Raw genomic sequence first — 20,067 nt, forward strand, 5'->3', positions numbered from 1 at the left:
GTCAGCGCGATTCCGCTTCGTCGGACGTGCCTGTGGGTGTGGGGTTCGACGGACCCGGCTGCGAAGCCTCGGCACCCGGCCAGGGAGCCGCGACCGGCGTCTGACCATACGGAGGAGCCGGCGGAGCAGCGGGTGCCTGTCCGTAGCCGGGGGTCTGCGGATATCCGGGCGTCTGTCCGTATGCGGGTGTCTGTCCGTATGCGGGTGTCTGTCCGTATACGGGTGCCTGCGGATATCCGGGTGTCTGCCCGTATGCGGGCGTCTGTCCGTATGCCGGCGTCTGTCCGTATGCCGGCGTCTGTCCGTATACGGGTGCCTGCGGATATCCGGGTGTCTGCCCGTATGCCGGTGCCTGCCCGAAGCCCGGCACCGGGTACTGCGCACCGTACGCGGGTCCGCCGGCAGCGGGAGAAGGCGTGTAGACCCTCGTCGGGTCGTAGGCGAACGGATCCGACGTGGGTTCGCCCATGTCGCGCCGCTCCACGTAGGTGAGGAGATCCGCGTCGAGACCTTCGCGTCGCATGCGGGCGTCGGTGTAGCAGAGGGCGAGCCCGGTCGCGTTGACCACAAGCCCGACCGCCTGGATCACGACCTGCACGATCAGCGTCGGGAGCGTGGCCGCGAGGACGGTGCCGATGATCGATGTGACGTCGGGGGTGGTGCCGGTCGGGAAGAACACCGTCGCCCCGAGCCCCACGAACATCTGCACGATGGAGCCCACGATGCCCGCGACGGCGCCGAAGGCGAGGCTGATGAGGATGGTCACCCCGAACACCACCCAGAAGCGGCCACGGGTGAGTGTCCACGACCGGCGGATGGCCGACCCGATGCTGGCGCGTTCCAGCACGATCGCTGAGGTGGCCAGCGACAGTTTCGTGTTCAGCCAGAGGAACAGCACGAACACACCGAGAATGAGCAGGATCATGAGGATCACCGTGAGTGCGACCCCACCGCGGCCGAGGCTCATCGACAGCCCCACCGTGACCACCATGATGATGCCGACGGGGACGGCGATCACGATGGCCATCGCCACGCCGATGAGGAACGTGTAGCCGATCAGTCGTCCGAGGACGGGGGTGATCCGCCGCCACAGCTGCCCGAGCGTCTGACGCTCGGCCACAATGCCGCCGGCCACATCAGCCGCCACGACGGCCTGCACCACGATGGTGACGCACTGCATCAGCAGACCGAGCAGCAGCGTGCCGAGGAGGATCAGCAGCGAGTTGCCCGCGGAGATCGTCTCGTAGCCGTCGGAGGACATCGATGCCGTCTCCAACCGCGGCATCGTCAGGAAGACCAGCCCCGCGATGCCGAGCGTGCCGAGCACGCTCACGCCCACTTGGAAGCAGACGGCGAAGCCGAAGAGCACCCGCGGGTTGTGACGCACGGCGGTGAACGAGCGTCCCAGGATCTGTCCGAAGCTCAGCGGATGCAGGGGGATGATTCCCGGTTGCGGCGCAGGCGTCCACGCGGGATAAGTGCCCGGGTTCTGTGTCACGATGAGCCCCCTCGATGCGTGTGACCCCCATCGTGTCACATGCGCGTCGCCCCTCGAAATCTCTCCGCGCTGCGACAAGCCGCCGATCCTGCGCCGGTTCCCACCGTTCTGCTGGCGTGTCGATTACGCTGGACCAGAGCCGACACCCGTCCGGCATGCTCGAACGAAGGACCCACCGTCGCTATGACGTCTCGCATCCTCGTCGTCGATGACGACACCGCGCTCGCGGAGATGATCGGTATCGTGCTACGCACCGAAGGGTTCGAAACGGTGTTTTGCGCGGACGGCTCTGAAGCGGTGCAGGCGTTCCGCGATGAGAAGCCGGATCTGATCCTGCTGGATCTCATGCTGCCGGGTATGGATGGCATCGAGGTCTGTCGACGCATTCGCCTGGAATCGGGCATCCCCGTCATCATGCTGACCGCGCGCGCCGACACGGCGGATGTGGTCACCGGCCTCGAGGCCGGCGCCGACGACTACATGGTCAAGCCCTTCAACCCGAAGGAGCTGGTCGCTCGCATTCGCACTCGCCTGCGCCCGAGCACCACGGGTGATTCCGAGGTGCTCCGCGTGGGCGACCTCACCATCGACGTCGCCGCGCACGAGGTGCGTCGCGCGGATGAGGTCATCGCCCTCACGCCACTGGAGTTCGAGCTCCTCGTGGCGCTGGCGTCCAAGCCGCAGCAGGTGTTCTCGCGCGAGATGCTGCTTGAGCAGGTCTGGGGCTACCACTACAAGGCCGACACCCGACTCGTGAACGTGCACGTGCAGCGACTGCGCGCCAAGGTGGAGCTCGACCCGGACAACCCGCGCATCGTCACCACCGTGCGCGGCGTCGGCTACCGCGCGGGCGCGGTGGAATGAACCCGTGAGCCTCGAGGCACGCCTCGCGGCGGACGGCGGTATCCGCGGCTGGGCCGCGCGCATCGGCCGCTCCTGGAATTCCTCGCTGCGCTTTCGCACCACGGCGACGGCGGTGAGCCTCACGGCGATCGCCGTGCTGGTGTCCTTCGTTGTGATGAGCTTCGTCATCCAGAACTACCTGTTCACGTCGCGGTATGAACAGGTCAGCTCTGACGCGCGCCGGGCTTCCGAGGCGGCGCAGGAGCTTCTCAATCGTGCCGACCTCGCCGGTGGACGGTCAACCCTGTTCTCCACGCTGCAGACAATGAACCAGGATCTGATCGAGCGCTCCGCGAGTGAACAGGGCGCGATGCTGCGTATCGATACCGATGTCCCGGTGGACAACGTGTGGCAGGACCGGCGCTGGGGAGATCTGGACACAGCGATCATCACCGCCGACATGCGCGCGCAAGTCGAGGACAAGCCCGAGGGCATGTGGTGGCAGTCGACACAGATCATGCAGGACGGCCAGCCGGTGGCGGCGATCATCTTCGGTCGCCAGCTTGATCTCCCCGAATACGGGGCCTACGCGCTGTACCTGGTCTACGACCTCAGCGCGGCATCGCAGACCCTCGGGTTCCTGCAGCTCATGCTCTGGATCGCAGGACTCCTCCTCCTCGTCGTCGTGGGCCTGATCTCCTGGTTCGTCGTGCGGCAGGTGGCGGCACCCGTGGCACAGACCGCCCTCACCAGCGCGCGGTTCGCCGGCGGAGATCTCGGCGTGCGTGTCGATGTGCGCGGCGATGACGAGATCGCGGCCCTGGGTCGTTCGTTCAACGCGATGGCCGACAGCCTGGAGTCGCAGATCAAGGAGCTGGCGGATCTGTCGCTGGTGCAGCAGCGATTCGTCTCCGACGTGTCCCACGAGCTGCGCACGCCGTTGACCACCATCAAGCTCGCCGCCGACATGCTGAACATGCAGCGCGACGAGTTCGATCCGGTCACCGCTCGCTCCGCGGAGCTGCTGCAGACCCAGGTGGAGCGCTTCGAGGTGCTTCTCACCGACCTCCTGGAGATCAGCCGCTACGACGCCGGCTCGGTGCAGCTGGAGCTGGAGGCCACGAGCATCGCCCAGCTGGCCGAGGACTGCATCCAGGGAATGGAGCAGCTGGCGCAGCAGCGCGGCTCGGACCTGCGCCTGGTCGCTCCGGGCGGCTATTCGCCGATCGACATCGACCCGCGTCGCATTCGCCGGATCGTTCGAAACCTGCTCGGTAACGCGATCGAGCACGGCGAAGGACGCCCGATCGTGGTCACGGTCGACAGCGATCAGCACGTGGTGGCACTCGGCGTGCGCGACTACGGCATCGGCATGACCCCGGAGGATGCCGAGCGCGTGTTCGACCGGTTCTGGCGTGCCGACCCCTCGCGAAAGCGGACGATCGGCGGAAGCGGGTTGGGATTGTCCATCGCCCTCGGGGACGCGAAGCTGCACCACGGCACGCTCGAGGTGTGGTCACGTCCGGGCGAGGGCACGAATTTCGTGCTCGTGCTGCCGCGGGATGGAGAGACGCTGTCCACCGTGTCCCCGGTTCCGCTGGAGCCGAGCGACGCCGGGGCCGCGCTGGAGCAGCTCGGCATCACGCAGCCGATTCTGGTGGCGGGACTGAACAACAGCGCCGCGAAGAAGCGCACCGCGCAGGAGGAATCCTCATGACCACCCGGTACGCCTTCCGACGCCGCGGCGGCGTGATTGTCGCACTGGTGCTCGCGCTGGCCCTCTCCGGGTGCGGTGCGATGCCGACGTCGTCGTCCGTGCAGGCCGTCTCGCTCGACCAGGCGGTCGGCGGTGACGAGCAGATCGAGGTGCAGGCGTCGGATCCGGTGAAGGGATCTGACCCGGATCGCATCGTGCGCGACTTCATCCAGGCTGCCACCAGCCCCCGCGGCGACTTCGCGACGGCACGGAAGTTCCTCGCACCTGATGTGGCGTGGGAGCCCAACCAGAGCGTCACGATCGACTCCTTTAGCGATCGTGAGGTCTCAGAAGCCGCCGAGGACGGTGCTGTCACGGTGACCGTGAAGCCGGTCGCCGTGGTGGACGAGGAGGGCGTGTACCGGCAGGCGGCACCGCAGCCGATCGTCCTGCCGTTCCAGCTCGAGCTGCAGCCGGCGGGGAGCCCGGACGAGGGGGAGTGGCGCATCACGTCCGCTCCTGACGGCATCGTGATGGAGTCGAACCTGTTCTACGCCTCCTACCAGTCCACCTCGCTCATGTTCTTCGATCCCACGTTCCACTATCTCGTGCCCGATCAGCGCTACTTCCCGAAGCTGGGAGCGCCGGAGCGCACCGTGGCGGCGCTCCTGCGGGGGCCGAGCGCGGATATCGCCCCGTCGGTGCGTACCGCGATTCCCGACGGCACCACGCTGCAGGACGGCTCGGTGGTCCAGTCGGACGGAAGCACGACGGTGTCCTTCAGCGAGCTCTCCACCGACGACTCCCGCACCCTCGGGCTCATGAAGCTCCAGCTGGAACGAAGCCTGGGTGCGTCCTCGGTCACGATGACCGTCGGTGCGACGGCGCTCTCTCCCGCGCCGCAGAGCGTGGAATCCGGGACCGTCGACAGCACCCTCTTCGCGCTCACGCCCAGCGGCGCGGTCACGGTCAGTGGGAACAGCCTGACACCGAGCGATCTGCTAGCAGACGACATCCGTGAGACGTCGCCGAACGCCCTGGTGCTGGTCAGCGGGACGGGAACCTCGACTGCGCCGGCCGTGGCGGTCGGTCGTGGGCAGGACGGGACCGTCTACCGCTACACCGACGGTGCGGATCGGGTGGTGCTGGACAACCGGCCGGGACTGATCGAGCCCACGGTCGATCCGGAAGGGTTCGTCTGGACCACCACCGCCGATCCGTCGGCGCTCAAGGTCAGCTCGCCGCAGGACCAGGCGATCACCCTGGAAACCGGCATCACCGAGCTGACGTCGGTGCAGGCGATGCAGATCTCCCGTGACGGCACCCGAATGGCGGTGCTCGGAACGGAAGGCACCTCGGCGATCCTCGGATGGTTCCCGGTGCTGCGCGGATCCGATGGCAAGCCGACCGGACTCGGCGAGTTCAAGCGACTGCGTGACCTTGGAGGGATCGGTCTGGACGTCGCCTGGCTCGACTCGCTCACCATCGGCGTGCTCAGCCGAGAGGGAGCGGACGCCTGGTTCGGTTCGGATTCCATCGGTGGTATTCGCGATGGATTCCGCGCTCCCGAAGGCGCACTGCACCTCTCCGGGGTGAACCGCACCGCGAACGTGCGCCTGTTGAGTTCGGACGGCACGCTCTACTCCCGCCGCAACTCCGTGTTCCAGAAGGTCGCGGACGGCATCTCGGTGCTCGCCAACGTGCAGACCGTGATCCGCTGACCCATCGCCTCCTCCCCAGCCCGATTCGTCCGCCTCGCGGATGATGAGGCGCCCATTCACCCGCTGTGACAGCGCAGGATCTGGCACGCTGAGCGGATGCGACCGATGATCAGCGGGCTCCTGGACCTCGTGGTGCCTTCGGTCTGTGTCCGGTGCGACGCCGACGGATCGGCCCTGTGTCGCACCTGCGTCGACGAGCTCGACCGCTCGGGGCTCGTGCGCCGCGGCACGGCCGGAGGAACCGCGGTGTTCAGCGCCTGGCGGTGGGAGGATGCGGCATCGGTGATGCAGGCCTACAAGGCGGGCCAGACTCCCTGCGCGCGAGCCCTCGGCGATGCGCTGCACCGCGCGGTCGATGCCGTCGTCGCCGAGGCGCGGGAACGCGGTGACATCGGTGCTGAGCAAATCGCGCTGGTGCCGATTCCATCGTCGGCTCGCTCCTATCGCCGACGCGGTTTCCACCCGGTGGAGCTGATGGCGAAGCGCGGCGGAATGCCGGTGGTCCCGGTGCTTCGGCACACCCGTCGTGTCGCCGATCAGCGCGGGTTGGGTAGGCGCGATCGGGCCGCCAACATGGCGGGGGCCTTCGCGCTGCGCGGCGTGCTGAGACCCGGGTGTCCGGTCATCCTGATCGACGATGTGGTCACCACCGGCGCAACACTGGATGCCGCTGCAACGACTCTCCGGGCGAGCGGCGCACGTGTTCTCGGGGCCGCCACGGCTGTCAGCGCGGACCGAGATGACACACCGGCAAATGACAGGTGACATGTCGGCGTCCGGGGGCTACGGTGGACGACAACTAAGCGGCTGGGTCCGCCCGCCCCGTGGGCGGACCGGACAAGGAGGTCAGAGATGGAAATCAACTTCGCTGGTGTTGGCGTGGGGATCTCGGACCGGTTTCGCGAGGTGGCCGAAGAGAAGGCTGCCCGCGTCGGGACGCTCGCGCCACGGGCGCAGCACCTCGATGTGAAGGTCACCCATCACGCCTACAAGCAGGGCCGGATGGACGACGAGACCGTTGAGCTCACCCTGGTGGGCAAGGGCCCGGTGGTCCGGGCCGAGGCGACGGATGCCGATAAGTTCGTCGCGCTCGATCTCGCGCTGGACAAGCTCGCCGAGCAGATCCGACGCGTGAAGGGCAAGCGCATCGAGGCGCGGGATCATCCGCGTGGTGCGCATTTCCAGAAGGGCGAGGGCCTCACCGGCATCGACCTGCAGCCCGCCTCGGTAGAGGTGCTCCGATCGGTTGCCACGGGAGAGATCCCGATCATCACCGGCAACGAGGACGAGCCCGACTACTCGCCGGTGGTCATCCGCCAGAAGCGGTTCGAGGCCGAGTGGATGAGCGTCGAGGATGCGGTCGACCGGATGGAACTCGTCGGCCACGACTTCTTCCTCTTCGTCGATGCTCGCACCGACCACCCGTCCGTCGTCTACCGCCGGAAGGGCTGGGACTACGGAGTCATCTCTCTGACGACCCTCGCCCAGCCCTCAGTGGCGGCGCAGGCGTCCTGATCTGATCACGCGAAGGGGCTGTGCAGCATCCGATGCACAGCCCCTTCGTCATGACTGTCGAGCGTCAGTCGAAGATGTCCCCGATGATCCCGCCGAGGATCGCGCCGCCGATGAGCCCGCCGAGCATGTCGCCGCCGGACATTCCGCGGCCGCCGCCACGGGGTCCGTCCCAGCGGTCGTCCGGGCGGGAGGAGTCGATATCGCGCTGCGCGAGCTGCAGGGCTTGGGCGGCGAGGCTGCCGGTGCGTCGAGCGAGCACGAGGGCCTGCTCTCGAGTGTCTTCGGGTTCAATCATCTGATCGATGTCCTGGCGAAGCCGCTCGGCCTCCGCGAGGCGTGTACGGGCATCCGCGCCGATCCACCCGCGGTGACCGGAGATCACGTTCTGCGCCACGGCAAGCTGTCGATCGGCGTCATCCACCGCATGACGAACGGTGGCGACGGGAGGAAGCGGGCGAGCCGCGCGCTCCACGGCCTTTGCGATCGCCTCGTCCAGTGCGCTGTTGGCCTCGCGTAGCACGGACAGCTCGGTGAAAGGATCGGTGCGTGTCCCCGGTGCGGGGAGGGCGCGCAGGGCGGCGTCGAGCTCGGTGGCGGCCGCGGTCACAGCAGGGGAGCGCGGTGCCGTACGCGCTCGGATGAGGTCGCCGCGTGAATCGGCGATGACATCGGCGAGCGTGGACTCGGCACGCATGGCCTCGAGCTCGAAGTCGTCGATGCCGTCCAGGATCGTGGTGGCGCGCCGGACAGCCTCCGTGGCGGTCTCCAGCGCGAGGTTGGCCTCTTCGTTGCGGCCAGCCTCACGACGGCGCGCAGACACGTTGGCGCTATGCGAGGCGAAGGCCAGGAGGTTCTCGATCTCGTCGGCGCCGTTGCGGATCTGGCGCATGGCGTCGTCGTTGTAGCGCAGTTCGAGACGCGCGATGACCTCTTTCGCCCCGGGCACTCGCTCGCTGAGGGCGGCGGTGTCGCGGCGCACGCCCTCGAGGATCTGCGGCGCGCGGCGCACCAGTTCGATGCGATCCTGCAGCGCGGAGGTGCGCTCATCCAGCACGGACTCGGCCCACTCGCACAGCTGGATGATGCGCGCGTTACGGGTGCGGGTCTCCTCGACCGTGTCGGGGATCTCGTCGTGGTTCAGCTGGTTGAGCTGGTATGCCTCTCGCAGGTGGGTGCGCACCGCGGTGAGGGCTTCGGACAGCGGGCCGACGGCCTTCTCGCCCAGCTCGGCACGCGCGAACTCCAGCTCGTCGGTCGTGACGCGAATGCGCTCGTCCGCGGACACGAGCGCCGCTCCCGCGCGGCGGGCGAGATCCGCGTCCGCCGCATCCTGAGCTTCTTGTTCCTCGCGCCTGCGCTTGCCCCAGAAACCTGCCATGCAACGATCCTAGGTCGGCGACACCGTGGGTGCGCTGCGGGTTCGCTCAGCGCGCACTCGCGGACCCGCGGATTGAGGCGCTCAGCGCTCGAGTTCGGCGCGAATCAGTTCGGTGATGTCGATCGGCTCGGTCGGCGGCAACATGAGCGCCGCGGGATCGATGGGAGCGGAGAGGGTGAGTGTGGCGGGAATCTTGCTGGGCATCGGTCCGTGCTCCTTCGATACGTCATCGTCCGGTGTCGGATGAGTACTGCTTCATAGGGGTATGTCCGCTCGGGGCTGAAAAGTCTCAATCCCGGGAACTTTTTTCTCGGATCAGGTGACGGCGCTGCGGTGAGTGAGCTCCACCCGCCGAGGTGGCACCAGCCAGGCAGCCGCGGCCATCAGGATCGGGAGACCGATCACCAGCATGCCGATCCACAGCAGGGGGATGTCGCGCAGCAGAAAGGCGGACTCCGACATCACCAGGGCAATGGCCGGAATGATCCCGAGCGCGGCGCCCGAAGCGCAGCCGACGCCGACGACGAACAGCGCCTGTACGGCGTTGATGCGTCGGCGGATCACGGTACGTCCGCCGACCGCGACCAGGGTGGCGTCATCACCTCGCCGCTCGAAGCGAGCAAGTCCCAGGGTCACGGCCGCGGCGCCCAGGACGACCACGCCGGCGATCAGGCTGAAGATCGCCATCCAGGGCGCCCCGGGCTCCGGTCCGCGCACGCGGTACACCCCAATCGCCTGTTCGGCTCCGAGAGACCCCGCGATGTCCTCCGTGAGCCGGTCTGTCATCGCGTCCGTCCACGTTGCCCGAGGAACCACTACGGCGGCCGTCACCTCCACACCAAGCCCCAGTCGTGCGGCCGTGGCAGGCGCGATGATCAGGGACTCCGTCGTCGGCGCATGGGGAAGCACGATGGCCGGCACCCGCGTGGACGCCGCCAGATCTGTCGGGGTGATGCCCGGGTCGCGTTCGTAGATGGCGGCAGCGCTGACGGCGAACACCCGTGTGTGTCCGTCCTGCGTCTGCGCCTCGGAGCGGACGATGGCAGCACCCTGTTCGTAGGCCGTGCGCTGGTCCGCGGTCAACACGACACCGACGGCGGTGGGAAGATCGTCTGTCGAGATCACGGCAGGTGGTGACGTGGTCATCGCCCACCCGTCCGTACAGCCCGCGGCATCGCACTCGGGGTCGTACCACCCTGTGCCACCCACCAACTGCGTCGGGTCGATGGGGCCGCCGCTCCCCTCCCAGTCGTACTGCACGGTGGCGGTGTGGGCGATCATCGCGATGGCGGTATGCGGAACGTCGGCTGCGAGCTCCTGGAGGATGCGAGCGCTGTCGGCGCGAGATTCGGGGGTACCCCGGTCCGTCACGGTCTGGATGTACAGCGAACCGGCCGGCGCCGTCCACCCGTAGGCGCGATCAGCGGCGGCCGCGCCGAGCGCGGTGACAGAGAGCGCAACGGTGCCGACGAGGATCGCCGCGGCGATGGCGAGGAAGGCGGGAACGGTGCGCGAGGGGGAGGCAGATGCATCGCGCATGGCCAGTCGGGTGGCGACGCCCGTTCGAGACGTCAACCGGGCCAGCGTCAGAAAAAGCCAGTGGCCGCACAGGGCCAGACCGATGAGACCGGTGAGCACGGCGAGCATGACGAGCCCGAAGGCCAGCAGCAGATTCGACGGTATGAGATCGCGGCCGCGGCGCATCGCCAGCAGCGTCACCGCCGATGCCGCCGCACCGATGCCGAGTACTGCAACGAGAAGCCCCCAGATCGGCAGGCGTGCGCTCAGATGGGGCGGTCGGCGTGCACCGCGCAGCGCAGCGATGGTGTCACCCCTCGTGGCGGCACGAGCAGGCACCAGTGCGGCCGCGACCGCAACGATGACCGCCAGCGCCGCGATGATCGCAATCGGCGTCGGGGGGAGGGCGAACCCCCAGTATCGCCACGTCAGGTCGTTTCCCTCGCCTGCGGTCAGCGGGAGGACGATCGCTGCGAGCCCCGCACCCGTTCCGATTCCGACCGCCGCCGCCACGACTCCGAGAACGACGGCCTGACCGACGACGATGCCGAAGACATCTGCGCGAGAGGCCCCGACCCCCGCGATCATCGCGAGCGTGCGCTGTTGACGCCGCGTGCTCACTGCGATCGCGGCGCCGGCCATCAACCCCACCAGGACGCACACCAGCGCTCCTCCGCCTGCACCCATCAGATACGTCTGTGTCCGGGTGGCATCGCGCTGATCGAAGTCGGGGAGTTTCGGGGCATGGTCAAGCAGGCTTCGAGCGAGAAGCGTGTAGCCGGAGGCATTCAGCGCGGCCAGGTCGCTCGGTGTCGGTGTCCAGTCGTCCACGTACCAGCGGATGGGGACCGGGTCGCTGTAGGCCGACGCGACGGGCGTCGCCTCGGTGGTGTCGCCGGCCTCGATCAGCGGGGACGCGGTCGGCACGAAGATCACCTGGTCTTCTGGGCGCAACTGCAGCGACGCGATGACACCGGTGATGACGACAGGAGACAGGGCCTCGTCGATGGGGCGGATCTGGTCTCCGATCCCGGCATCGAGCCGCGTGAGCGTCGCTGCCGTCACCGCCACCTCTTGTGCGGTGCGCGGCGCGCGTCCCTCGACCACGTCGAACGCGCCGGCGAACCGTGAGTCCCACGCCTCGCCCGTGATGAGGCGCAGTGACGAGCTGCCTCCGGCGGTCTTCACAGGTACGGACATCGCCGGGCCGATCTCGACCACATCGAGGCCGGCCGGAAGCTCCGGGCGAGCAGCCGCATCGGCAGTCGGACTGTATTCATCCAACGTGGCGTACTGGGAGTCATCCGTGCTGCTCTGCTCGATGGCCGTGCCCGGGGGAGCCACTGCGGTGATCCGGGCATCGAAGTGTCCGAGCGAGTAATCCGCGATCTGGTCCGGGCTGGCCTGGTGACTCTCGAACAGAGCGAGCCCGAACGTCAGCGCCATGATCGGCAGCGCGATCAACAGCACCACCAGCGCGGAGCCGCCGGGGTCGCGACGCACTTGCCGGACGGCGATCCGCGCGCCGGCTCGCGCGGCCTGCGCGCGTCGGGGGCGCCGACGAGTCCGAGCGGTCGGGGACGCGTGCGTCCTCCGGCCGCGGCCGTGCCCGGAACGACGGGAACGTGCACCCGACGGAGAATCGTCGCCGACGCGCGGGATGGTCATCGCACACCGCCGATCGCGACGACGTCCTCGACGCGCTCGCGGTGGGTCTCGTCGACGATTCGTCCATCGCGGAGGAAGACGATGCGATCCGCCCATGCGGCATGACGCGCCTCGTGGGTGACCAGAATCGCGCCCGCTCCCGCGTCCACGCGGGTGCGCAGCAGACGCATCACCTGCTCGCCGGTGACGGTGTCGAGTGCGCCGGTCGGTTCGTCGGCGAGGATCAGGCGACGACCGCCCACCACGGCACGAGCGATCGCGACGCGCTGCTGCTGGCCTCCGGAGAGGTCATCGGGGTACGCATCGCCGCGATCTTCCAGACCAACGCCGGCAAGTGCATCCTTCGCGGCGCGCCGGGCCGCGCGCGAACCGATGCCATCGAGTTCGAGTGGGAGGGTGATGTTCTCCGACGCGGTGAGGGTGGGGATGAGGTTGTAATCCTGGAACACGAACCCCAGCGACCGACGTCGAAGCGCGGCCAGCTGGCCGGCCGTCAGATCGGCGAGATGCTCGCCCTCGACGATCACCTCTCCCGCGGTGGGGATCTGGAGCCCGCCCGCGACCGCCAACAGGGTGGACTTTCCCGATCCGGACGCGCCCATCACGGCGACGAGCTCGCCGCGATGCACATCCAGGTCGATCCCGGCGAGAGCGGACACGGCCGTGTGCCCGGTGCCGTACTGCTGGCTGACGCCGACCATGCGGAGGATCGGCCGATCCGTGGTGTTCATGCTCATTCCTTCATCAACGCTGACGGGAAGATGATCGATCAGGCCCGCGACTTGGCGGGGCGGCCGCGCTTGGGGCGCTCGGTGGACAGCTCCAGTTCCAGAGCGTGCTGCGGGTGAAGTCGGAGGCGCTGCTCGGTGTGATCCAGCCAGCGCGCTTCGGCCTCGGTCTGGAAGATCATCGAGTCGATGACGAGGGACCAGGCCAGCTCCTCGGGGGAGTCCGGCTCGCTTCCGGCGTACTTGGCGCGGTTGAGCTCCTGCAACTGAGCCAGGGTGGCCCGCCGCTGCGTCTGGATCACAGCCGTGACATCGACACCGGGGAGTGTCGCCGCAACCGCGAGCTTGATGGCGAGTTCGTCGCGGGTGCCTCCGCTGCGCTCCACCGGTGAGGACAGCCAGGTGGCGACCTCCGCGCGGCCGGCATCGGTGATCTCCCAGAACACGTGGCCCTGATCGTCCGCGTCCCCGCGCTCGACCAGCCCGTCCCGTTCGAGGCGCTCGAGCGTGTTGTAGATCTGTCCGACGTTCAGGGGCCAGGTGGAGCCCGTGCGCCGATCGAACTCGGCACGCAGTTGATATCCGTAGCAGGGACCCTGATCGAGGATGGCAAGAAGGCTCTGACGGACCGACATCGTGACTCCAAATTGTTTCCGAGTATCTGATTTCTGAGTATATGTATATCGAGAAATGAGATACCGCGCAATGATTTCCTCGGCCCATAGCCTGGATGTATGCGCGTCACCCGAACCACCTCATGGACAGCGGCGGGAATCCTGCTTCTCGGCATCGGGCTGGTCGCAGCTCTCTCCGCGCTTCTGGTTCCCGGCGGAAGGGACAGCCTGTCCGCCCTCGTGATCACTGTCGCGGCGGCGCTCGCGGTGGTGGCTCTCACCGTGGGACCCGGATCCCTGCTGCGCGGGACGCCCGGTGTGCTGGGTGCGTTCGTCATCGCCGTGCTGCCGGTGACCGCCGTGATTCTGCAGATCGTCGGGGTGCGCTCGGCGCCGCTCGTGCTGATCATCCAGCTCGTGATTGTCATCGGTGGTGTGCTGCTCGTGATCGATCTGACCAGCGCCCGCCCCGCGCGGGCCTTCACTATCACCGTCGGGATCGCGTGGGTTCTCGGCCTCGCGCTTGTTGCCGCCGCGGCGGGATGGACGAGTCGGGCCGGATCCTTCTTCATCCCCGGACCGGTCGGGGTTCTCATCGGATCGTGGGTGCTCGCCATCGCCTCCGTCCTGCTCGGAGTGGCGCTATTGGGCGCCGTCCGCCTGATCGCCGTGAGCGAGCAGAGCGCGTATCCAGGCGCCTCGGAGGTCACGGACCGATAACATGGGCGAATGTGCCGTCGAAAGGCGACACCGGCGCGAGCATGCGCACGATCCGATGGATGGAGACGACTCCCGTGGTGAACCCGATCGAGAAGCTGCTTCGTGCGGGTGAAGGACGCATCCTTCGCCAGCTGAAGCGAGTGGTCAACGCCGTCAACGCGCTCGAGGATGAGTACAGCAAGCTCACCGACGAGGACCTGCGTGGCGAGACCGCACAGCTGCGCGCTCGCTACCAGAAGGGCGAGACGCTCGACAACCTGATGCCGGAGGCCTTCGCCGCCGTTCGCGAAGCATCCAAGCGCACCCTCGGCCAGCGTCACTACGACGTGCAGATCATGGGTGGCGCGGCGCTTCACCTCGGCAACATCGCCGAGATGAAGACCGGTGAAGGAAAGACCCTTGTCGCCACACTTCCCGCGTACCTCAACGCCATCGCGGGGGAGGGTGTGCATGTCATCACGGTCAACGACTTCCTCGCCACCTACCAGTCCGAGCTCATGGGGCGCGTGTTCCGCGCCCTGGGCATGACCACCGGTGTCATCGTCTCGGGCCAGACTCCTGCGGTGCGCCGCGAGCAGTACAACGCCGACATCACCTACGGCACCAACAACGAGTTCGGCTTCGACTACCTGCGCGACAACATGGCGTGGCAGAAGGAGGACCTCGTCCAGCGCGGTCACTTCTACGCGATCGTCGACGAGGTGGACTCCATCCTCATCGACGAGGCGCGTACCCCGCTCATCATCTCCGGCCCGTCTTCGGGTGAGGCGAACCGCTGGTTCACCGAGTTCGCGCGCATCGCACGCACCCTGGAGCCGGAGGTCGACTACGAGGTCGACGAGAAGAAGCGCACCGTCGGTGTCCTGGAGCCCGGTATCGAGAAGGTCGAGGACTACCTCGGCATCGACAACCTGTACGAGTCGGCCAACACGCCGCTCATCTCGTTCCTCAACAACTCGATCAAGGCGCTCGCGCTGTTCAAGCGCGACACCGACTATGTCGTGATGAACGACGAGGTCATGATCGTCGACGAGCACACCGGTCGTATCCTCGTGGGACGCCGCTACAACGAGGGCATCCACCAGGCCATCGAGGCCAAGGAGGGTGTGCCGGTCAAGGCGGAGAACCAGACTCTCGCTACCGTCACGCTGCAGAACTACTTCCGCCTGTACGACAAGCTGGCCGGCATGACCGGTACCGCCGACACCGAGGCGGCGGAGTTCATGTCCACCTACCAGCTGGGCGTCGTGCCGATCCCGACCAACCGCCCGATGGTCCGCAAGGACCAGCCGGACGTGGTCTACAAGAACGAGCAGGCGAAGTTCGCGCAGATCGTGGAGGACATCGCTGCCCGCCACGAAAAGCAGCAGCCCGTGCTGGTCGGTACCGTCTCCGTCGACAAGAGCGAGTACCTCTCGCGCCTGCTGGCGAAGAAGGGCATCAAGCACGAGGTCCTCAACGCGAAGAACCACGCGCGTGAGGCCGAGATCGTCGCCCGCGCCGGTTGCCTGGGCGCGGTCACCGTCGCCACCAACATGGCAGGTCGTGGAACGGACATCATGCTCGGTGGAAACGCCGAGTTCCTCGCGGTTCAGGAGCTGAAGTCGCGCGGTCTGGATCCCGTCGAGACGCCGGACGAGTACGAAGCGGCCTGGGACGACGCGTACGCGGCGATGAAGAAGCAGGTCGAGGAGGACGCCGCAGCGGTTCGCGACGCGGGTGGCCTGTACGTCCTCGGCACCGAGCGCCACGAGTCGCGCCGCATCGACAACCAGCTGCGTGGTCGTGCTGGACGTCAGGGTGACCCGGGTGAGTCGCGGTTCTACCTCAGCCTCACCGACGACCTCATGCGCCTGTTCCAGAGCGGGTTCGCCGAGTCGATGCTGCAGCGCTCGAACCTGCCCGATGACACCGCGATCGAGATGGGCGTGGTCACTCGCGCCATCAAGTCCGCTCAGTCGCAGATCGAGGCTCGCAACGCCGAGATCCGCAAGAACGTGCTGAAGTATGACGACGTCTTGAACCGTCAGCGCGAGGCGATCTATGCCGACCGTCGTCACATGCTCGAGGGCGATGACATCAAGGATCGCGTCGCTCACTTCGTCGAGGACGCGATCGGCAGCATCGTGGACGAGCACACCCAGGCCGGGCACACCGAGAGCTGGGACTTCGACGCCCTGTGGACCGAGCTGAAGACGCTCTACCCGGTCAACGTCACGATCGACGAGGTCGTCGCCGAGGCCGGCGGTTCCAAGGGACGGATCAGCCAGGACGGCCTGAAGCGCGAGCTGCTGAGCGACGCGCAGATCGCCTACCAGCAGCGCGAGGAGAAGCTCGGCGAAGCCGCGATGCGTGAGCTGGAGCGTCGCGTCGTGCTGCAGGTGCTGGACCGCCGCTGGCGCGACCACCTCTACGAGATGGACTACCTGAAGGACGGCATCGGCCTGCGCGCCATGGCGCAGCGCGACCCGCTGATCGAGTATCAGCGCGAGGGATACGCGATGTTCCAGTCGATGATGAGCTCCATCAAGGAGGAGGCCGTCGGCTTCCTGTTCAACCTCGAGGTGGAAGTTCGTCCCGCCGAGGACGGTGAGGTCACGCAGGTGCAGGCGAAGGGTCTGCAGAGCCCCGATGACAACAGCGCGAAGCTGGAGTACTCGGCACCCGGTGAAGCAGGTGACGTCGAGGTCCGCAACGACAAGGGTCAGGTGCAGCAGGCAGCGACCGACCGCGTTCGTCGCGCGGCCGCAGCGGCCGCTGCGACGGAGGCTCCCGAGGCGGAGCAGCCGACCGAGCGCGGCGCGTTCGGTCAGAAGGTTCAGCCTGGTCAGGGCCAGCCTGGCGCATCCAACCACGCCGAGCGCCGTGCGCAGGGCAAGAAGCGCTGACGCTGCAGCCGCATGACGTCGGGGGCTCGGGAGTGATCCCGGGCCCCCGACGTTTTCACTCTGCCGGGGCGTTCACGAACGCCATGTCCGGGTCCGGGTTCCACGCCACCTCCCAGCGGAAGTCGTCGGGGTCGGAGAAGTAGCCGGAGTAACCGCCCCATACGCGGTGCTCGCCTGCCGTGACGCGGGCACCGGCGCGCTCCGCGTCCGCGAGCACCGCGTCGACGGCGTCAGGGGAGGAGACGTTGTGTGCGAGAGTGAGGGGAGCTGCGCCCTCGCCGCGACGGAGAGGACCGACCTCGGATTCGAAGCCGGCCTCGGTCCACAGCGAGAGCATCAGGGCGGGTCCGACGCGGAACATCAGAACGTCGTCACCGCGGAACGCGGGAGTCCACCCGAGCCCGTTGACGTAGAAGCGGGCGGCGCGATCGAGATCGGCAGTGGCGAGGGTGATGAAGCTCACGTGCTGGTGCATGGCGTCATCCTGCCACCGGCCACGGACACCCGACAGTCCACGAGCGGGCGAGTGGACGGTCAGGACCACCCCGCGCGGGGGACTACCCTTGGGACATGAACCCACTCCGTCCGCTGGATCAGTCCGCCAAGCTCAAGAACGTCCTCTACGAAATCCGAGGAAACGCACTGACAGAGGCGGCGCGGCTGGAGGCAGCGGGGCATCCCGTTCTGAAGCTCAACACGGGCAACCCGGCGGTGTTCGGTTTCGAGGCTCCGTACCAGATCGTCCGAGACATGATCGCGGCCATCCCGACCGCCCACGGCTACACCGAGAGCCGGGGCATCCTCTCGGCACGGCGTGCGATCGTCAGCCGCTACGAGCAGGTGCCCGGATTCCCGCACGTCGACCCGGACGACGTGTTCCTGGGCAACGGCGTGTCCGAGCTCATCACGATGGTCATGCAGGCCCTGTTGAACGAGGGCGACGAGGTGCTCATCCCGGCACCCGACTACCCGCTCTGGACGGCGATGACCTCGCTCTCCGGAGGCACACCCGTTCATTACATCTGTGACGAGCAGAACGAGTGGAATCCCGATCTCGAGGACATCCGCTCCAAGATCACGCCGAAGACCAAGGCGATCGTCATCATCAACCCCAACAACCCGACCGGCGCCGTCTACAGCCGCGAGACGCTGGAGGGGATCATCCAGATCGCGCGGGAGAATTCGCTGCTGCTGCTGAGCGATGAGATCTACGACCGCATCCTCTTCGATGACGCCGAGCACATCTCGACGGCCACCCTGGCGCCCGATCTGCTCTGCCTCACCTTCAACGGGCTGTCCAAGACCTATCGCGTGGCGGGCTACCGCTCGGGCTGGATGGTGATCACCGGTCCGAAGAAGCACGCGGCGGGCTTCCTGGAGGGTGTCAACCTGCTCGCCTCGACGCGTCTGTGCCCGAACGCTCCCGCTCAGCATGCCGTCCAGGCCGCGCTCGACGGAGTGCAGACCATCGATGCCCTCATCGCCCCCTCGGGTCGGCTGCACGAACAGCGCGACGTCACCTGGGAGGGGCTCAATTCGATCCCCGGTGTCTCGTGCGTGAAGCCGCGGGGGGCGCTGTACGCCTTCCCGCGCCTGGACCCGGAGGTCCACGAGATCCACGACGATGCTCGGCTCGTCTATGACCTCCTGGTCGCCGAGCACATCCTGCTGGTGCAGGGGACCGGGTTCAACTGGGCGACGCCGGATCACTTCCGCGTCGTCACGCTGCCGGAGGCGCGCGTGCTGGGAGACGCGATCGAACGCATCGGCAACTTCCTGTCCAGCTACCGTCAGTGATTCCTGACGCGTCCTGACATTCGAGGGCCGGTCTCCAGAACGGAGACCGGCCCTCTGGACTCAGATCGAGCCCACGATGCACCGAAGCGGATTGGGAGCGCTCCGGTGCGGGTGCGGGTTCGCGGCCCGCGTTCTTCTCAGGGGGAGAAGCATCAGAGGAGGGCGATCGATACGGCACGCCAGCGCCGGTCGAACCCTTCGAGACGGATGGCGATCGCGCGGGTCCGGGTGGGTGTGGCGACGACGACCACGCCCTCCACCACGCCATCGGCGGGACTGGAATGGCGCACGCACAGAATCTGTTGGTGCGGACGCGCCGCGGCGACACCGCGTGCGCTGCGTGCCCGCGTGGCGAGGCCCACGCGTGTCACGACGGACAGGAACGCCTCCTGCGACAGCCACCGGGCGAGCTGGTCGACATCACGGACGCCGGCAAGCGATTCGAGGACACCCACGGTGAGGTTTCGCAGCAGTACGGCAGGATCGGGAAGGTCGACGGTGCTGGTCCGCTGCGGAGCGAAGAACTCCGTGATCTCCACCGTGCTCGCGCGTTGCAGTGCGCGGACAGCGCCGGTCCCCCTGGCCATGATTGTCCCCTTACAGCGTGGGGACTCTGTGGCGTTCTTCAGCGTTACACGAGCACGCGAGGTGTTACGACGATGACCACAGAGATGGGGTCAGAAACTCGCTGATTGTGAGCAAGATCTCATTTAGATATGCATCGTGAACAGGGAAAAACACGGTGTGAGCCGACCGTGTGGGCGCCTTCTGGGGACAGTGCGCTGGAACGGAGACGGGCTCACGCTAGAGTCGCGCGGTGCGATGGGATGACTTCTTCGAGGACCTGGAATCGCAGCTCGACGCCGAATGGGAGTCGGAGCGTGCGGCGCTGAACACCGAGACCGAGAGACTGCGCGTGGCGCGTCTGGCCCTGCGGACGCGACTGGCATCCCTCATCGCGGAGGGGGCCGTCATCACCGTGCGGGCGGCCGGTGTGAGCGGCTCCGGTCGCGCGGTCGGCGTCGGAGCCGACTGGCTTGCTGTCGCCGCCGACGACAGCGGAGAGCGACACCGCGCGGAAGGGGCGGTCCACCTCCGCGGCAGCGCCGACATCTGGGCGGCGGCCTCTGGTGACGGGCTGGCGCTCTATCCGCTCGGCGCCATCCGCACCGTGCAGGCCGAGCACGCCGCGGTACTCCGCTCTGCTCTTCCCGCTCCCGAGGATGAACTGAGCGGACGGGTGGTGTTCGGCTTCCTCATGCGTGATCTCGCGCGCCGTCGTCGAGCCGTCACGGTGCGCCTGGTGGACGGGGAGATCCTGCACGGGACGATCGACCGGGCGGGTTCGGACCACCTCGACCTCGCCGTGCACGAACCCGGTCGTCCACGGCGTGCGAGCGAAGTGCGCGCCCACGTGATGGTTCCGTTTGCGGCCATCGGCCAGGTGCGCACCGTCGGCTCGAGTGTGTGACGACAGTGCGGT

The 20,067-nt window shown here is 67.5% G+C and carries 17 protein-coding genes; 9 read left to right on the plus strand and 8 right to left on the minus strand.

Annotated elements, in window-relative coordinates; translation table 11 throughout:
- Nucleotide 1 precedes the first annotated feature (1 nt).
- Nucleotides 2–1,498 carry a glycerophosphoryl diester phosphodiesterase membrane domain-containing protein gene (locus ABTV68_RS05810; RefSeq protein ID WP_433676674.1) on the minus strand — a complete coding sequence of 499 codons (1,497 nt, stop codon included), beginning with the start codon at nt 1,496–1,498 and terminating at the stop codon, nt 2–4.
- 183 nt (nt 1,499–1,681) lie between these two features.
- On the opposite strand from ABTV68_RS05810, the gene mtrA reads away from it, so the two are divergent.
- The 5 genes from mtrA (at nt 1,682) to hpf (ending at nt 7,273) form a co-directional block, all read left to right on the plus strand.
- Nucleotides 1,682–2,362, plus strand: a complete 681-nt coding sequence (gene mtrA, locus ABTV68_RS05815) for an MtrAB system response regulator MtrA (protein ID WP_433676675.1) — start codon at nt 1,682–1,684, stop codon at nt 2,360–2,362.
- A 4-nt stretch (nt 2,363–2,366) separates the two neighbouring features.
- Nucleotides 2,367–4,058: an MtrAB system histidine kinase MtrB gene (gene mtrB, locus ABTV68_RS05820; protein WP_433676676.1), complete on the plus strand. Its 1,692-nt coding sequence runs from the start codon at nt 2,367–2,369 to the stop codon at nt 4,056–4,058.
- Nucleotides 4,055–5,758, plus strand: coding sequence for an LpqB family beta-propeller domain-containing protein (locus ABTV68_RS05825; protein ID WP_433676677.1), 1,704 nt, complete (start codon nt 4,055–4,057; stop codon nt 5,756–5,758). Before mtrB ends, ABTV68_RS05825 begins: the two co-directional genes overlap by 4 nt.
- A 96-nt stretch (nt 5,759–5,854) precedes the next feature.
- Nucleotides 5,855–6,523 carry a ComF family protein gene (locus ABTV68_RS05830; RefSeq protein WP_433676678.1) on the plus strand — a complete coding sequence of 223 codons (669 nt, stop codon included), beginning with the start codon at nt 5,855–5,857 and terminating at the stop codon, nt 6,521–6,523.
- A gap of 87 nt (nt 6,524–6,610) precedes the next feature.
- On the plus strand, nt 6,611–7,273 hold the full coding sequence (gene hpf, locus ABTV68_RS05835) for a ribosome hibernation-promoting factor, HPF/YfiA family (protein ID WP_433676679.1): 663 nt from the start codon (nt 6,611–6,613) through the stop codon (nt 7,271–7,273).
- 64 nt (nt 7,274–7,337) lie between these two features.
- Here hpf and ABTV68_RS05840 read toward each other — a convergent pair whose 3' ends face one another.
- The 5 genes from ABTV68_RS05840 to ABTV68_RS05860 form a co-directional block, all read right to left on the minus strand.
- Nucleotides 7,338–8,651 carry a hypothetical protein gene (locus tag ABTV68_RS05840; RefSeq protein ID WP_433676680.1) on the minus strand — a complete coding sequence of 438 codons (1,314 nt, stop codon included), beginning with the start codon at nt 8,649–8,651 and terminating at the stop codon, nt 7,338–7,340.
- 81 nt (nt 8,652–8,732) lie between these two features.
- Nucleotides 8,733–8,855 (minus strand): hypothetical protein, encoded by a 123-nt coding sequence (locus ABTV68_RS05845; protein ID WP_433676681.1) that lies wholly within the window; start codon nt 8,853–8,855, stop codon nt 8,733–8,735.
- A gap of 111 nt (nt 8,856–8,966) precedes the next feature.
- Nucleotides 8,967–11,672, minus strand: a complete 2,706-nt coding sequence (locus ABTV68_RS05850; protein WP_433676682.1) for an FtsX-like permease family protein — start codon at nt 11,670–11,672, stop codon at nt 8,967–8,969.
- A 161-nt stretch (nt 11,673–11,833) separates the two neighbouring features.
- Entirely contained in the window at nt 11,834–12,568 is a 735-nt protein-coding gene (locus ABTV68_RS05855) for an ABC transporter ATP-binding protein (protein WP_433676683.1), read from the minus strand.
- Nucleotides 12,569–12,606: 38 nt separating this feature from the next.
- Nucleotides 12,607–13,200 carry a PadR family transcriptional regulator gene (locus ABTV68_RS05860; protein WP_433676684.1) on the minus strand — a complete coding sequence of 198 codons (594 nt, stop codon included), beginning with the start codon at nt 13,198–13,200 and terminating at the stop codon, nt 12,607–12,609.
- Nucleotides 13,201–13,299: 99 nt separating this feature from the next.
- On the opposite strand from ABTV68_RS05860, the gene ABTV68_RS05865 reads away from it, so the two are divergent.
- The gene (locus ABTV68_RS05865) at nt 13,300–13,899 is read left to right on the plus strand and encodes a hypothetical protein (protein ID WP_433676685.1); all 600 of its coding nucleotides are present in this window, start codon (nt 13,300–13,302) and stop codon (nt 13,897–13,899) included.
- A gap of 59 nt (nt 13,900–13,958) precedes the next feature.
- Entirely contained in the window at nt 13,959–16,787 is a 2,829-nt protein-coding gene (secA, locus tag ABTV68_RS05870) for a preprotein translocase subunit SecA (RefSeq protein ID WP_433676686.1), read from the plus strand.
- 55 nt (nt 16,788–16,842) lie between these two features.
- Here secA and ABTV68_RS05875 read toward each other — a convergent pair whose 3' ends face one another.
- Entirely contained in the window at nt 16,843–17,262 is a 420-nt protein-coding gene (locus ABTV68_RS05875; protein ID WP_433676687.1) for a VOC family protein, read from the minus strand.
- Nucleotides 17,263–17,357: 95 nt separating this feature from the next.
- Between ABTV68_RS05875 and ABTV68_RS05880 the strand changes: the two genes are divergently transcribed.
- The gene (locus ABTV68_RS05880) at nt 17,358–18,584 is read left to right on the plus strand and encodes a pyridoxal phosphate-dependent aminotransferase (protein WP_433676688.1); all 1,227 of its coding nucleotides are present in this window, start codon (nt 17,358–17,360) and stop codon (nt 18,582–18,584) included.
- A gap of 152 nt (nt 18,585–18,736) precedes the next feature.
- Here ABTV68_RS05880 and ABTV68_RS05885 read toward each other — a convergent pair whose 3' ends face one another.
- Entirely contained in the window at nt 18,737–19,171 is a 435-nt protein-coding gene (locus ABTV68_RS05885) for an Rv3235 family protein (protein ID WP_433676689.1), read from the minus strand.
- A 230-nt stretch (nt 19,172–19,401) separates the two neighbouring features.
- On the opposite strand from ABTV68_RS05885, the gene ABTV68_RS05890 reads away from it, so the two are divergent.
- Complete coding sequence (locus ABTV68_RS05890) at nt 19,402–20,055, plus strand: hypothetical protein (RefSeq protein WP_433676690.1); 654 nt, start codon at nt 19,402–19,404, stop codon at nt 20,053–20,055.
- The last annotated feature ends 12 nt before the right edge of the window (nt 20,056–20,067 follow it).

Origin of the sequence: Microbacterium gorillae, from assembly GCF_050990725.1 — a bacterium.
In the GTDB taxonomy this organism is placed as follows: Bacteria; Actinomycetota; Actinomycetes; order Actinomycetales; family Microbacteriaceae; genus Microbacterium; species Microbacterium gorillae_A.

Coding starts and splice junctions, on each gene's coding strand:
- ABTV68_RS05855 (WP_433676683.1), bottom strand. CDS start 12,568: ATGAACACCACGGATCGGCCGATCCTCCGCATGGTCGGCGTCAGCCAG.
- mtrA (WP_433676675.1), top strand. CDS start 1,682: ATGACGTCTCGCATCCTCGTCGTCGATGACGACACCGCGCTCGCGGAG.
- ABTV68_RS05875 (WP_433676687.1), bottom strand. CDS start 17,262: ATGCACCAGCACGTGAGCTTCATCACCCTCGCCACTGCCGATCTCGAT.
- ABTV68_RS05865 (WP_433676685.1), top strand. CDS start 13,300: ATGCGCGTCACCCGAACCACCTCATGGACAGCGGCGGGAATCCTGCTT.
- ABTV68_RS05860 (WP_433676684.1), bottom strand. CDS start 13,200: ATGTCGGTCCGTCAGAGCCTTCTTGCCATCCTCGATCAGGGTCCCTGC.
- ABTV68_RS05880 (WP_433676688.1), top strand. CDS start 17,358: ATGAACCCACTCCGTCCGCTGGATCAGTCCGCCAAGCTCAAGAACGTC.
- ABTV68_RS05830 (WP_433676678.1), top strand. CDS start 5,855: ATGCGACCGATGATCAGCGGGCTCCTGGACCTCGTGGTGCCTTCGGTC.
- secA (WP_433676686.1), top strand. CDS start 13,959: ATGGAGACGACTCCCGTGGTGAACCCGATCGAGAAGCTGCTTCGTGCG.
- ABTV68_RS05845 (WP_433676681.1), bottom strand. CDS start 8,855: ATGCCCAGCAAGATTCCCGCCACACTCACCCTCTCCGCTCCCATCGAT.
- ABTV68_RS05840 (WP_433676680.1), bottom strand. CDS start 8,651: ATGGCAGGTTTCTGGGGCAAGCGCAGGCGCGAGGAACAAGAAGCTCAG.
- ABTV68_RS05825 (WP_433676677.1), top strand. CDS start 4,055: ATGACCACCCGGTACGCCTTCCGACGCCGCGGCGGCGTGATTGTCGCA.
- ABTV68_RS05885 (WP_433676689.1), bottom strand. CDS start 19,171: ATGGCCAGGGGGACCGGCGCTGTCCGCGCACTGCAACGCGCGAGCACG.
- hpf (WP_433676679.1), top strand. CDS start 6,611: ATGGAAATCAACTTCGCTGGTGTTGGCGTGGGGATCTCGGACCGGTTT.